At 65.1% G+C, this 13,718-nt stretch carries 14 protein-coding genes and 1 pseudogene; 9 read left to right on the top strand and 6 right to left on the bottom strand.

Features of this window, described 5'->3' with window-relative positions; translation table 11 throughout:
• Positions 1 to 31: 31 nt before the first annotated feature.
• Genes HWV23_RS09990 through HWV23_RS09980 form a run of 3 tightly spaced genes read right to left on the bottom strand, consistent with a single transcriptional unit; the run spans position 32 to position 2,274 of the window.
• A complete protein-coding gene (locus HWV23_RS09990; RefSeq protein ID WP_178290263.1) occupies positions 32 to 877 on the bottom strand; it encodes a lipoate--protein ligase family protein in 846 nt (281 codons plus the stop codon).
• Between the two features lie 55 nt (positions 878 to 932).
• Positions 933 to 1,664 (bottom strand): ribonuclease H-like domain-containing protein, encoded by a 732-nt coding sequence (locus HWV23_RS09985; protein WP_178290262.1) that lies wholly within the window; start codon positions 1,662 to 1,664, stop codon positions 933 to 935.
• A 25-nt stretch (positions 1,665 to 1,689) separates the two neighbouring features.
• Positions 1,690 to 2,274: a DJ-1/PfpI family protein gene (locus tag HWV23_RS09980; RefSeq protein WP_178290261.1), complete on the bottom strand. Its 585-nt coding sequence runs from the start codon at positions 2,272 to 2,274 to the stop codon at positions 1,690 to 1,692.
• Positions 2,275 to 2,478: 204 nt separating this feature from the next.
• Between HWV23_RS09980 and HWV23_RS09975 the strand changes: the two genes are divergently transcribed.
• Together HWV23_RS09975 and HWV23_RS09970 are read left to right on the top strand one after the other, a co-directional pair.
• Positions 2,479 to 3,414 (top strand): ADP-ribosylglycohydrolase family protein, encoded by a 936-nt coding sequence (locus HWV23_RS09975; RefSeq protein ID WP_178290260.1) that lies wholly within the window; start codon positions 2,479 to 2,481, stop codon positions 3,412 to 3,414.
• Between the two features lie 136 nt (positions 3,415 to 3,550).
• Positions 3,551 to 4,456, top strand: a complete 906-nt coding sequence (locus HWV23_RS09970) for a serine/threonine-protein kinase RIO2 (protein ID WP_178290259.1) — start codon at positions 3,551 to 3,553, stop codon at positions 4,454 to 4,456.
• A gap of 192 nt (positions 4,457 to 4,648) precedes the next feature.
• Here the strand turns inward: HWV23_RS09970 and HWV23_RS09965 are convergent, their stop codons facing one another.
• Positions 4,649 to 5,326, bottom strand: coding sequence for a nitroreductase family protein (locus tag HWV23_RS09965; protein ID WP_246282671.1), 678 nt, complete (start codon positions 5,324 to 5,326; stop codon positions 4,649 to 4,651).
• Positions 5,327 to 5,630: 304 nt separating this feature from the next.
• Between HWV23_RS09965 and HWV23_RS09960 the strand changes: the two genes are divergently transcribed.
• From HWV23_RS09960 to nucS, 6 genes and pseudogenes are all read left to right on the top strand, one after another.
• Positions 5,631 to 6,221, top strand: coding sequence for a 50S ribosomal protein L15e (locus HWV23_RS09960; protein WP_178290258.1), 591 nt, complete (start codon positions 5,631 to 5,633; stop codon positions 6,219 to 6,221).
• An 89-nt stretch (positions 6,222 to 6,310) separates the two neighbouring features.
• The gene (locus HWV23_RS09955) at positions 6,311 to 6,682 is read left to right on the top strand and encodes a response regulator transcription factor (protein WP_178290257.1); all 372 of its coding nucleotides are present in this window, start codon (positions 6,311 to 6,313) and stop codon (positions 6,680 to 6,682) included.
• A gap of 171 nt (positions 6,683 to 6,853) precedes the next feature.
• Positions 6,854 to 8,241: pseudogene (locus HWV23_RS17075) on the top strand (HVO_2922 family protein); the annotation flags it as partial.
• A 51-nt stretch (positions 8,242 to 8,292) separates the two neighbouring features.
• Entirely contained in the window at positions 8,293 to 9,453 is a 1,161-nt protein-coding gene (locus tag HWV23_RS09940) for a site-2 protease family protein (protein WP_178290255.1), read from the top strand.
• 33 nt (positions 9,454 to 9,486) lie between these two features.
• Positions 9,487 to 10,035 (top strand): DUF6735 family protein, encoded by a 549-nt coding sequence (locus tag HWV23_RS09935; protein ID WP_178290254.1) that lies wholly within the window; start codon positions 9,487 to 9,489, stop codon positions 10,033 to 10,035.
• A gap of 25 nt (positions 10,036 to 10,060) precedes the next feature.
• Positions 10,061 to 10,825, top strand: a complete 765-nt coding sequence (gene nucS / locus HWV23_RS09930) for an endonuclease NucS (protein ID WP_246282669.1) — start codon at positions 10,061 to 10,063, stop codon at positions 10,823 to 10,825.
• Positions 10,826 to 10,911: 86 nt separating this feature from the next.
• Here nucS and HWV23_RS09925 read toward each other — a convergent pair whose 3' ends face one another.
• Entirely contained in the window at positions 10,912 to 11,265 is a 354-nt protein-coding gene (locus HWV23_RS09925; protein ID WP_178290252.1) for a winged helix-turn-helix transcriptional regulator, read from the bottom strand.
• A 165-nt stretch (positions 11,266 to 11,430) separates the two neighbouring features.
• On the opposite strand from HWV23_RS09925, the gene HWV23_RS09920 reads away from it, so the two are divergent.
• Positions 11,431 to 12,270 (top strand): VOC family protein, encoded by an 840-nt coding sequence (locus HWV23_RS09920; RefSeq protein WP_178290251.1) that lies wholly within the window; start codon positions 11,431 to 11,433, stop codon positions 12,268 to 12,270.
• Positions 12,271 to 12,388: 118 nt separating this feature from the next.
• Here the strand turns inward: HWV23_RS09920 and HWV23_RS09915 are convergent, their stop codons facing one another.
• Positions 12,389 to 13,708 carry a restriction endonuclease gene (locus tag HWV23_RS09915; protein ID WP_178290250.1) on the bottom strand — a complete coding sequence of 440 codons (1,320 nt, stop codon included), beginning with the start codon at positions 13,706 to 13,708 and terminating at the stop codon, positions 12,389 to 12,391.
• Positions 13,709 to 13,718: the final 10 nt, after the last annotated feature.

Genomic DNA, 13,718 nt, shown 5'->3' with positions numbered 1-13,718 from the left:
GCACCGACAAAGGGTTTGCCCGGTTCGTCGGTCAGTCCAGCGGGTCCGTCCGCTCGCGAACCCACTCGTCGGTCCGGTACTTGCCGCCCGAGATCTCCTTGGCGCGGTCCCATTCCGCGTCGGTCCATTCGCCCTCCTCGGCGCCGGCCCACTCGGCCAGCGCGTCTTCGAGTTCGGCCACGAGGCGGGACCGCTGGAGGTCGTAGCCGCCGAAGGTGCCCAGCCCCGTCTCGACGGAGTCGTCGTAGTCGACCGATTCGACGGCGCCGCAGACCCGCTCTTCGAACTCCTCGGGCGTGACGGGCGGGTCCTCGAAACAGCCGAGGTGCTTCTCGGCGTCGACGTCGAAGGTCAGCGAGCCGTGCTGGACGATGGCGTCGCGGGTCCGATACTGGGCGTTTCCGGCTATCTTCCGGCCGTCCGGGCCCGTCAGGTCGTGGACCGGGTCGATGGCGCGGAGATAGCAGGAGGGCGACCACAGCGCCTCGCGCTCCTCGTCGGCAAAGGAGACGTCGATATCGCAGGCGTCGAAGGCGTCCAAAATCGGCTGCATGAACTCCCGGTAGCACTCGGTGACGTCGCCGGGATACTCGTCTGCCGGCGCGATAATCGAGTAGGCGATATCGCCGGCCGTGTCGTGGTAGATGGCGCCGCCGCCGGTCGGCCGGCGGGTGACGGTGATGTTCCATTTCTCGCAGAAGTCCCAATCGACGACCGAGGCGTCGGTGCCGTAGCCAAGCGAGAGCGTGCTCGGCATCCAGCGGTAGAGCCGAACCGTCGCGGGGCCGCCCGACGCGACGGTTTCGGCGGCCACCTCGTCGAAGGCCATCGCCATCGCGCCGTCCTGCATCTCCTCGGGAATGAGCCGCCAGTCCATACCCGCGCTTGGCAACCGGCAGGGAAAGCGATTGTGCCCGAACGGGACGAATCGGCTACGGCAGGAGCCGTTCGTCGAGGCGCTCGACGGTCCGGTCGGCGACCGTCTTCATGTTGACCGTGTCCTCGCGGTTGTAGGAGACGAGCGTCTCCAGGGACCCGTCGACGCCGCGTTCGTGTTCCCGCCAGAGGCGGACCGCGTCCTCCCCGGAGAGGTCCGGGCGGTCACGCTCGATACCGACCTCGGTCTCGATGGTCTTCAGGCCGCCCGTCAGGTCGGCCTGCTTGCAGGGATACATCAAATCGAGATGCGGCGCGTCGATTGAGAGGTCGAACGACTCCTCGAGGAAGGGGACGTCGAAGCGCGCGCCGTTGAACGTCACCAGCAGCGGCGCGTCCAGCAACTCGCGGACGTTCTCGGGAGTGAGGTCGTCGCCGCGAACGAGCGTCTCGGTGTCGCCGCCCTGATGGAACGTGACGCAGGTGACGTCGTCGTGGGTGTGGTTCAGCCCGGTCGTCTCGATGTCGAAAAAGCAGGCCTCGTCGCGGAAGTCCTCGTAGAGGCGCCACCGCTCCGAGGAGGGCAGTTGCCGGTCGAAGAAGGCCGAATCGCCCGATTCGAGCCGCGGGCGCGCGGTTTCGATGAAGGATTCGATTCGGTCGGCCGTCGTCGGCCCGCACAGCGAGGGCTCGAATGCGTCCCAGGTCCGGGCCCCGGCCTCCCAGAGCTTTCGCTCCGTCGCCTCGCCGACGCCGTCCACGGGAATGTAGGAGTTCTCCAGTCGCACGACCACTCCTCGGGGGTCGACCCTCCTAAACCGTTCGCTCGTACTCCAGTTCGCGGGCGACGTCTGCGGCGACTTCCTCGCCGAACTCCCGCTCGACGAGGTGTAACGCGAGGTCGAACCCCGAGGTGATGCCGGCGGCCGTCAGCACGTCGCCGTCGTCGATGAACCGGGCTTCGCGAACTGAGGCGTCCGTCTCCCGGAGGTCATCGAGCGCGCTGTGGTGGGTCGTCGCCGGGCGGCCGTCCAGCAGGCCCGCCTTCGAGAGCAGCATCGCGCCGGTACAGACCGAGGCGACGGTCACGCTCTCGTCGTGGAACCGAGCGATGGCGTCGGGAATCGCGCCATCTTCGTATTCAGTCCAGACGCCGGGCGAGTCCCGGTTGTTCCACCCACCGCCCGGGACGACGAGCAGGTCCGGGTCGGTATCGGCCAACACGCCGTCCGGCTCGATTCGCATGCCGTGGGTCGCTTCGACGGTTTCGGCGCCGTTCAGCGTGACGAACCGTGCGTCGACGTCGGCGCCGAAATCGCCGGCCGTCTCGAAGACCTCGTAGGGCGCGACCGCATCGAGTTCGTCGAATCCCTCAAAAAGCAGGATAGCAACGTTCATGCGACGAATTGGGCAGTCAGCGCGATGAAACTGTGGGTCGCGACGAAAGAATCGATAAACTGTATATCGCTATATCAAATTGATGGCGGCGAGAATCGAGGGGCGTTCGCGAGAGCCCGCAGCGAAGCCGTTTACCTCGCGATATCGGTCGTTTCACTCGAATCAGCGACAGTAGTTTGGGACTCGGCCCGCAAGCCGCACAGGATGGACGAACGCACACGCGCACGCGGGGTACTGCTGGGGTTGGCTTGTGGGGACGCGCTCGGCCGGCCGGTCGAGTTCTCCTCGCCGGAGGCGATCGAGCGGCGGCACGGCCGCGTGACTGAGATGCTGGCCGACGGCACGCACGGCCAGCCGGCGGGGACTATCACCGACGATACCGAGATGGCCCTCTGTATCGCCCGAAGCCTCGCAGAGAACGGCGAGTTCGACCCGGCAGATATCGCCGAGCGGTTCGTCGAGTGGAAACGGTCCGGGCCCTTCGATATCGGCATCATGACCAGCAGCGCCCTCCGGCGAATCGAGAACGGCGAACCCTGGGACGAAGCCGGCCACAACGAATGGGAAGCCAGTCGGGAGGGCAGCAACGCCGGCAACGGCAGTCTCATGCGCTGTGCACCCTACGCGGTGGCCTACCGCAACGACCCCGAAACACGCGGGACGGTCAGCCGCGAATCGTCGGCGATTACCCACGCCGACCCCCGGTGTCAGTGGGGCTGTGTGCTGTTCAACGACGTCCTCGCCGAGCAGTTGGGTGGTAACGACCGGCCGCTGGAGACCGCACTCGACACGCTCGGCGATAATCTCCCGGAAGAAATCGAAACCGCAGCGACCGAGGTAGTCGCCTACCGAGACGGCGAAACCGACAGCGTCGGCCTCCAGAACTCGGGATACGTCGTCACGACACTGCAGGCCGGGCTCTATCACGCCCTGACGACCACGAGCGCCGAGGCCGCAATCGTCGACGCCGTGATGATGGGCGGCGACACCGACACCATCGCCGCGGTAACCGGCGCGCTTGCCGGCGCCAGATTCGGAGTCGAAGCACTGCCCGAGCGGTGGCTTTCGGAGTTGGCCATCCGCGACGAACTCGAATCACTCGCTGACGAACTGTTCGAAACCGACCACGAACAGGCCTGAGTTCTCCGTTCTCGTTCGTTTCCGCGATTTAGGAGAGTGAGCTGACGAGCCGGATTTTATATCGTTATATACGGTTTATCTCGGCCTATCCTCGACGCGAGGTGCTTTTGAGGGTTCGGACGCTAGACACGCTGAGATGGTTCAGAACGTCGCTGCGCAGATGGCCGAGTTGGAGGAGGGCGATTTCCATCTGCTGTCGGGCATCGAACACGGGATGCGGTTCTCGCGGTGGGTCAGCGAGGGGAAACTCCCCAAGTTCTCCCGGCTCGACGAGGAGGAGGTCACCTACCGCATCGACCGCTGTATGGACCGCGAACTCGTCGAACGGAAAACGATTCAGTACACCGGCTATCGGCTCACCTTCGAGGGGTACGACGCGCTCGCGTTGCGGACCTTCTCGGAACGAGACACCATCGATGGCGTCGGCGCACCCCTGGGTGTGGGCAAGGAAAGCGACGTCTACGAGGCCCGGTCCTTCCAGTCGCTGGCTCTCAAATACCACCGCGAGGGCTACACCAACTTCCGGGAGGTCCAGAAGGAGCGGGAATACACCGCCGACAAGGAACACCGCTCGTGGTTCTACACCGCCCGAAAGGCCGCCGAACGGGAGTACGAGGCCCTCGAAACCCTCTATCCCGAGGTGTCGGTCCCCCGACCGGTCGACCAGAACCGACACGCCCTGATAATGGAGAAACTCGACGGCGTCGAACTCTCGCAGGCGAAACTCGAATCCCAGCAGGTCGTCGGCGTCCTCGATCTAATCCTGGAGGAGATGGCGATCGCCTACCGGGAGGGCTACGTCCACGCCGACATGAGCGAGTACAACGTCTTCGTCTCCAGCGAAGGCGTGACCGTCTTCGATTGGCCCCAGTCGGTGCCGACCGAACACGAAAACAGCGAGGAACTGCTGCAGCGGGATGTCGACAATATCGTCGGCTACTTCGAGCGGAAGTACCCTCGCGAAACGCCGGAGGTCGACCGAGCCGCCCTCGCGAGCGCACTCGCGGACGACGAGTTCGAGACGGTCCGTAATTTCGCCTGAGACGTATCTTTTCGCCGTTTTTCGACGTGTTCTCGCGTGTTCGAGGATAGCCGTGTTGAACCCCTAATAAATCAAATTGTGCGATATAGAATTGAGGGAGTCGGGGCTGAGTGGGTCGGCTGTAGAGTGTCGAAATGCCGTCGCTACGGGCTCGAAACGTCGAAACCGCAATGGAACAGACGAAAAGCGACCTTAGAAGGTTTCGCGGTGGAGGACTTCCTCGACGTCGCGTCGGGGGAGTCGCTCGGGTTCGTCGCCGCCGTTCGGGCCGACGGCGATGAGGACGACGGGGACCGCGTCCTCGGGGAGTTCGAGGAACTCTGCGGCACCCTCGATATCGAAACCGATCATCGGCGTGGCGGTGAGGCCACGCGCGTGGGCGGAAAGCAGGAAGTTCTGGGCGGCAAGAGAGGCGTTGCGGACCGCGTAGTCCCGGCCCATCCGCTCGTCGTCGTACATCGTGACGGCCTGTTCCTTGGTTGCCTGGGCGGTTTCCTCGTCCATCCGGCCGGCCTCGACCCACTCGTCGAAGACGCGGTCGGCGGTCTTGGGTTCGTCGTGGCCAACGACGAGGACGGCGGTGCCGGCCTCTCGGATGTGTTCCTGCCCGTAGGCAAGGTCGACGAGTTCGTCGAGGCGGTCGTCATCCTGCACGGCGACGAACTCCCACGGCTGGAGGTTATACGAGGAGGGCGCGAGCGTCGCGTCCTCGACGAGGGCTTCCAGCGTCTCGTCGTCGATGTCCGTCTCGGGGTCGAAGTTGTGCCCGGAGCGGCGCGTTCGGAGTGCTTCGAGGGCACCGGGGAACCGGACGTCGGCGTCAGTATCGATATCGGCAGTGCCAGTCGCAGCGTTAGATGGGGACTTCACGTGTGTCCCCGTCTAGCCGATTCCATCGGAAATACTCTCGCTAACCCCGCTACCACCGGATATCAGGAGTGTGACCGGGTAATGGGAGTGACAGTCACGCGGGAGAAAAGCCAGCATATCCCTGCCACTGTCAGGGCCGAACCAACCGGCTTTCGAAGCCCTTAACCGATATCGTAGGGAATGTTCGATAACTCGCTGGACGACGGGCACCAGCGGGCACCTGTCTACGCAGGTCGGGATGTGATTCGCACGCGCGGACGGCCGCGGTGTGGATTGAACCACGCAACGCCCGTGGTGAAACACAATGGCACGAAGCTTCTATTCGCACATCCGAGAGGCGTGGCAGACGCCCAAGGACGGAAAGCTCGCTGAACTACAGTGGCAGCGCCAGCAGGAATGGCGCGACCAGGGCGCTATCGAGCGCGTCGAACGCCCCACCCGCCTCGACAAGGCCCGTTCGCTCGGCTACAAGGCCAAGCAGGGCGTCGTCGTCGCTCGGGTGTCCGTCCGCAAAGGTACCGCTCGCAAACAGCGCTTCAAGGCCGGCCGCCGGTCGAAGCGCCAGGGTGTCAACAAGATTACCCGCCGGAAGAACCTCCAGCGCATCGCCGAGGAGCGTTCCGGCCGGAAGTTCCGCAACCTGCGGGTCCTCAACAGCTACTGGGTCGGTGAGGACGGCTCCCAGAAGTGGTTCGAGGTAATCCTGCTGGACCCCGAACACGGCGCCATCCAGAACGACGACGACCTCAACTGGATCTGCGACGACAGCCACCGTGGCCGCGCCTACCGCGGCCGCACCTCCGCCGGCCAGCGTGGCCGCGGCCAGCAGAAGCGTGGCAAAGGGACCGAACACACCCGTCCGAGCCTCCGCTCGAACAACAACCGCGGCAAATAAGCCGTTTCGGCCGTTCTCGCGGTTTTTCGCGTTCGTCTCACAGTCCGCGTAGCCCACACGTTATTACCGAGCGTCGCCTCCGTTCGTCAATGGGTACGGGAGCGACGGTCGTTATCGCCGAAGACGAGGCGGACCTGCGGGACCTTCTCACCTACACGCTCGAATCGAACGGCTACACCGTCGAAGCCTACAGCGACGGGACGGCCTGCTGGGAACGACTCCGGGACGGCGAGGTCCCGGACCTCGTCCTGCTGGATATCATGCTCCCCAGCATTAACGGCCTCGACGTGCTGAGAAAGATTCACGCCGAGGACCGACTCGCCGACGTGCCGGTCGTCTTCCTCTCGGGGAGGGACCGGGAAGAGACCATCCCGGACGGCGTCGACGTCAACGAGGACGACTACATCACCAAGCCGTTCAGCCCGACGGAACTCCGGGAACGAATCGACCGACTGGCGTAGCCGCGGCCCCCTATCGCGTTTAACGTTACCACCTGTCAAACAACTATCCAATATATCAATAATAGCATATTTCTACTGATATCACCGAATATACGCCCTCATACCATGGTACACCAGCCATAATAGTATCCGTGTCAACATTTATGTCTCCTCACCGAGATATTTAGTAGTATGGCAGAGAGACCAGCAGACGATAGTGCGCTCGTGTCGCTGTACCGCGAGCGCATCACGGAACCCTCGACGGACGACGAGGTGTACGGCTACTGGCTGTTCGTGGCCGGCCTCGTCGCCAGCGTCATCGGCGTCGCGCTGTTCCTCTACAGTTCGACGCTGGTGACCCAGCGTCCGCCGGTCGCCGAACCGGCCACCTTCTGGACGGTTCGGCAGTTGGCCATCGTACTGGCGGCCGGTGGCGTCCCGCTCATGCTCGGCGGCATCGCGCTTCGATTGCCGCTGCGGAACCTGGCGACGTACCTGACCTACGGCGGCATGGCCCTGTGTCTGCTCGCACTCGTGTGGTTCCTGACGGTCTATCCGGCCGACTGGACCTTCGCGACGGGCAACACCGGCGTTATCGCGCTGTACGTCCTCGGACTGGTGGTTATCGCCGCGGGCGCGGTGCTGGTCCCGATGCTCTCGCGTGCCGAAACCGAGACCGCAAGCGAACGGGAGACTCGCGAAGCGGCCGAGCGGGAGGGCGCCGAAACTCGCGAAGAACTCGCGAGCACGCGCGAGGAACGCGACGAGGCCCGTACATCGGCCGAAGCCTCCGCGGCCGAACTCGAAGCCCTTCGGCAGTCGCAGGCCCGTTTCGAACTCTTCGAGGACCGGGCGGGCGGCTACCGCTGGCGGCTCCGGCACCGCAACGGCAACATCATCGCCGACTCCGCGGAGGCCTACGCCAGCCGACAGAAGTGCCAGCAGGGCATGCACAGCGTGATGCGGAACGCGCTGGGCGCGGAAGTCCGCATCATCGAACCCGAGGACCCGGAGGAAGCCGCCGAGGAAGTCGAAACCGAGCCTATCGAATACGAGAGTCAGGCCTCCTTCGAACTCTACGAGGACAACGCGGGTGACTACCGCTGGCGACTCGTCCACGACAACGGGAACATCCTCGCCGATTCCGGCGAGGGTTACGCCTCGAAATCCAACGCGAAGCGCGCGATGGCCGGCGTCCGCGAGCACGCCGCCGCGGGTGATTACCTCAAAATCGACCCCGCCGGCTTTGAGGTTTACCGCGACAAGGCCGGCCAGTGGCGCTGGCGGCTCGTCCACGAGAACGGCAACATCCTCGCCGATTCCGGCGAGGGCTACGCCAGCCGACAGAAGGCACGGCAGGGTCTGGACAGCGTCCGAACCAACGCGGGCGATGCGGATATCGAGGAGCAATAACCATGACCGCAACCTTCGAACTCTACGAGGACAACCGCGGCGAGTATCGCTGGCGACTCCGCCACGACAACGGCAACATCATCGCCGACTCCGGCGAGGGCTACTCTTCGCGAAGCTCCGCACAGGACGCCGTCGACGGCGTCAAGCGGAACGCTCCCGGCGCCGACGAAGGCGAATAACTACCCGGCTTCGGGCCTTTTTACGGACAACCCACACCAATGCGCAACTTCCACGTCGGCACGATCACCGGCATTCCCATCCGACTCAACATCACGTTCGTGATTTTCCTGCCCGTCCTCGCGTGGCTCATTAGCCGCCCGGCACAGCTGGCCGCCTACGCCGGCTTCGTCGCGAGCATCTCGCCACACGAGGTCGATATCGCGCTGCTGCAGACCGGCAACACGCCCATCGTTATCGGCGTCGCCGCCGCCCTCGGCCTGTTCGTCGGTGTCCTGTTGCACGAACTCGGCCACTCGTGGACCGCCCGCCGCTACGGCATCACCATCACCTCCATCACGCTGTGGATTTTCGGCGGCATGGCTCACATGGAGGACCTGCCGGAGGACTGGAACGTCGAGTTCTACGTCGCCTTGGCCGGCCCCGCGATGAGCGTCCTCGTCGCCGCCGTCTGTTACGCGCTGCTGTTCGTCGTCCCGGCCCAACCCGTTGTGGTCTTCGTCATCGGCTGGCTCGCGGTCATCAACCTCACGCTGGCCATCTTCAACATGATTCCCGCGTTCCCGATGGACGGCGGCCGCGTCCTTCGGGCACTTCTCGCACGTTCGCGGCCCTACGCCGAAGCGACCCAGACCGCGGCCGCCGTCGGCAAGGGCATGGCCATCCTGCTGGCCGTCGTGGCCGTCCTCGCCTTCGCGCCGATTATGCTGCTGGTCGCGATGTTCGTCTACGTCGCCGCCGGTGCCGAGTCCCGCGCGACAGTCATGCGGGACCTGCTGGCGGACATGACCGCTCGTGACCTCATGTCGACGGACCTGCGGACGGTCACCCCCGAGACGACCGTCGACGAGTTCCTCGACCGGGTCGTCACCGAGCGAACGACGGCCTACCCCGTCATGGACAAAGGGACCGTCACCGGCCTCGTGACGCTGAGTACGGTCCGAAACGTCGACTCCACAAAGCGGTCCTCGACCACCGTCGCCGACGTGATGGGCCCGGCCCCACCGAGCGTCGGCCCGGACGACGACGCCTTCGAGGCGATGCGAACCCTCGGCGAATCGAAGGGCGACCGCGTGCTCGTCATCGAAGACGGCCGGTTCGTCGGCCAGATAACCTCCGAGGACTTCCTGTCGGCCATCGAGGTCCTGCAGGGTATCGGCACGCGCCGCGTCGACATCGAGGCACCCGACGGCTACGCCTGATTTTATCAGGGAAAGCGCGGCCAGACGGCCCCCATGGGCCACCGCGTCCTCGTCGCCTACGACCGCGACGGCTACGACCTGCATTACGCACACTGGGGGCCGAACCCCGCCGACCTCACACCTGAAACCCCCTTCGGCGGGCCGCCCGACGACAAGTGGGCCGCCGACCGTGCGGCTGACCTCGTCGACGTCAGGGGCGGCCGGCTCGCCGAAGACCACGACCGGGCGGTCGACCCCGACCCGATAGCGACCGGCCTCACCTTCGCCGAGGTCTGTGAGCGCGTCGACCCGCTGGAACACGAGGCGCTGTTCGTCGTCGCACCGGATTTCTCGGTGCGAACCTATCTGGTCTTCCCCATCGACATCGACGGCCGACGGACCGGCACGCTCGTGGGCTACGACGGCCAGCGGGACGCATCCTACCTCCGGGGCTGGCTGGCGGGGGCCCGCGCCGTCCGGGATACCAGCGGCCTCGACGGAACGGCCATCGCGCGGGCGCTTCGCTGGCTGGACGCCGACCGGGGGACGGTCGTCTGGCTGGCCGATGAATCGCCACGCGCGAGCGACGAACGCGACGCTTAAACGCCCGACGCCACTACGCTCGGGCGTGTCGAACGACGAGACGGTGACGGGGGAGCCAGCCGGGGCGGCAGCGGCGCGTACCCGCACCGACCCCACGCCCGCGGAAGCGGCCGAACTCGTCCGCGACGGCCTCGACCGCGAGGCGCTCGTGACGCTGTTCGGCCGCTGTAGCGTCGATTACGAGGGTCGTGCGGCATCCGAGTTGGGCCCCGGCGACCGCCATCTCATGCTCAAACCCGACGGCGCGGCGCTGGTCCACACCGACGAGGGCCAGAAGCCGGTCAACTGGCAGCCACCCGGTTGTGAGCACAGCTGTCGAACGGATGGTGAGGAACTCGTCGTCGAGAGCCACCGCTCGACGCCCGAGGAGTCGCTCGTCGTTCGTTTCTCGTCGGTCGCCCACGCCGCCGCTTTCGCCGGGTCGGACCCCGAGTCCCTCGAAGTGGTCGGCACCGAAGCCGACCTCAAAGAGCGGATTCTGGACGAGCCGGGACTGGTCGAAGCGGGATTCACCCCGCTGGCGACCGAACGCGAGACGCCGGCCGGCGCCGTCGACGTCTACGGCGAGGACGACGAAGGGCGGACGGTCGTGCTGGAGTTGAAACGCCGGCGTGTCGGCCCCGATGCCGTCGGCCAACTGAATCGGTACGTCGAGGCGCTCCAGCGGGACTTGCACGCCGACGCCGAGGTGCGCGGGGTTCTCGTGGCGCCGTCGGTTACCGACCGTGCCGAGGCGCTGCTGGCCGAGAAAGGACTGGAGTTCGTCTCGCTGACGCCCGAGGGCGAATAGCGGGCGGGCAAAGAGGGGCCGTCGTAGTACGGTTACCGAACGAGAATCGGCCCCGCCGAACGGTGGGCGACTCCGAGAGGGTCGGTCTATTCGAGCCAGTCCGCTCCCCATTCGTCTAGGGCATCGAACACGGGACAGAGTTCGCTGCCCTTCTCGGTCAGCGTGTAGTAACTGGCGACGGGCGACTCCAACTCCTTGCGGTTGTCGATGAACCCGTCCTCTTCCAGACTATCGAGGACGCGAGACAGCGTGTAGGAACTCGCGCCCGTCGACCGCTTGAGTTCGTTGAACCGCTTTTCTCCACCCCGTAAGTCGTTGAGGACGACGAGTTTCCACTTCGAGCCGACCTCTTCGACCGCCTCGACGACGTTACAGACGTCCGCATTGCGCCGTTCGACGTCGGACCGTTCGTCCGCATCCTCCGGTGGTTGGGTCGCCATAACCTACTCACACGGTTATTGGCTGAGCTATATGTAGGTTTGGAGCCAAACTAGGTAATATGACGAAACCACGAAACACGGCGGTACTCGTAATCGATAGCCAATCGGGGGCGGGTACCGATGGAGCGGAGGGGGTCTTCACCGAACACGCCACATCGAGGAACCATGTATTCGGACGGAGATAGATTGCCCTCGGGAACGCGCATCGGGCGGACAGCACTCGGCGTATCGGACCTCACGGAGATGGCCGACTTCTATCGGGACGTCGTCGGACTCACCGTGCTCAGCCGCGACGACACCCGGGCAGTTCTCGGTGGCGTGGAGACCCCGCTTCTCGTGTTGGAACACGAACCGGATGCGCCCACCCGACACCGGTCGGGGGCGGGGCTCTTTCACAACGCGTTCAGGGTCCCGTCGCGTGCAGCGCTGGGTGACGCCTTAAACCGAATCAGGGACCACTGGCAACTCGGTGGCGCGTCCGACCACGGGGTGAGCGAGGCGCTATATCTGACGGACCCGGAGGGCAATGGCATCGAAATTTACCGGGATTACCCGCGGGAGGAATGGCCTCGCAACGACGACGGGACGGTTCGTATCGGCACGTATCACCTCGACCTCGAACCGATAGAAGCGGCCGCTGCGGGCGAGTCGGAGGCCCCTGCCGGAACGGACGTGGGCCACGTGCACCTCGAAGTGTCCTCACTTGCGTCGTTCAGGGAGTTCTACGTGGAGACGCTCGGGTTCGAGGTCCAAACCGAACTCCCGGCAGCCCTTTTCGTATCTGCCGGCGGATACCACCACCATCTCGGCGCGAACACGTGGAACAACCGAACCGGACCAGTCGACGGCAGAGGGTTGTCGTGGTTCGAAGTGGTTCTACCCCGAACGGAGACGCTCGATGCGGTTCGGGACCGAATCGCGGAGAGTGAGTACGCGGTAACCGAGACGGACGACGGCATCTCGGTTACGGGGCCGGACGAAATCGAGATGCGGTTTCGCGCCTGAACGTTGCCTGCCCCCGGTCAGCCCGCCATCTAATCGCTGAAATGGCGATGGTCGTAGCGACACGCGCTCCCGAAACGGGGGAATACGCGGTAGTCCCACCGCGAACGACTAGCTGTCGTCAAACGAACGCTCCGACGAGCACCAGCAACACGAGCACCAGTGCGACGGCCACACCCGCCGCGAGGTAAGGGTTCTCCAGCGGTTTGCGGTAGAAGGGCATCGCCTCGTATTCCTCGCGGAACGTCTCGCGGTTCCCCTCGTCGAAGAAGTACTTCGTCGCGAAGAAGAAGTCACCGGTCACCGCACAGCCGGTACAGACCGGGTCGCCGGTGAGTCGCTCCTCCTCGGTGTGGGTTGCACAACTGATACTGCCGCAGTTCTCGCAGTAGGTGTATTCGGCCGCTTCGGGGCCGGCGGTATCACAATGGACACAGCGTCGAATCCCGTCCTCGCGGGTGACGTAGCGGTTGCCCGCGGCGGCGTATTCGAGATTATGGGTGTACTCGCCCAACCCGACGCCGGCATCGACGCGAGGGATGTAGAGCGGGTTGGCCCGGCGGACCGCCACGTCGTTCGGCGACGGGCGGCAGTCCTTGTGGTAGGTGACGTTGTTGTCGCCGGTGTAGGTGACCGTCGTTTCGAGCAGGTCACAGAGGCGGTCGGTCGCCCATTCCCGGTATTCGCTTTCGGTGTGCTGGAAGCGTACGGCCTCTCCGCCGTGGCGCTGTTGGGCGGTTTCGAGGTTGACCGTCTCGACGCCGGTCAGGTCAACGAGGTCCGACGCCAGTCGCGGGGCAGGCCCGTCGGCTTCGACGACGAGGTGGTCCCGGCGGTCGATGCGGTGGATGACGCCGACGCTCGTTTCGAAGGTGGCGCGGGTGACTGCCTCGACGTCGACGACGGGGCGGTAGCGCACGTCGTAGTCCGGCGTCGGGAGGTCCGCTCGTGAGGGGGCGTTGGCGACGTCCTCGAAGACATCGACGAAGACCGTTTCGGGGTCGCCGACGGGCAGCGTCTCCTCACAGAGGATTTCGATGCGGCCGTTGTAGAGGTCCATCCCGACCTCCTCGCCGAGTTTGCGGAGTTCGCGGCCGTCAACGAGGTCGATTAGATGTGGGTCGTCCCGCTTTCGGAGTCGGTCGGCGTACTCCTCGGCGGGGCCGGTAAAGCGGCCCGAGGTGACGACCATGCCGCGTTTCGGGCCGTCGTGGTCGAAGGTTGCGATGGCCGAGTGGAGTTTCTGGACGACCGGCCGGGAGACGGTGTCGGTGTGCTTGCATTCGACGACGTAGGCGGTATCGCCGTCGTACATCGTGATATCCCGTCCCTCGTCGGCGACGCGGGTCCCGACCTGCACGTTCTCGTAGCCGTGGGCGCGGAACAGCGAGGAGACTGCGTCCTCGAATTCGAAACCCGAAAGGCCGTCCAGCAGGGTCACTATCGGCGTT

Source organism: Natronomonas halophila (genome assembly GCF_013391085.1).
In the GTDB taxonomy this organism is placed as follows: Archaea; Halobacteriota; Halobacteria; order Halobacteriales; family Haloarculaceae; genus Natronomonas; species Natronomonas halophila.
Note: the sequence above shows the minus strand (reverse complement) of the source record. Positions and strands in the feature narration are given on the sequence as shown.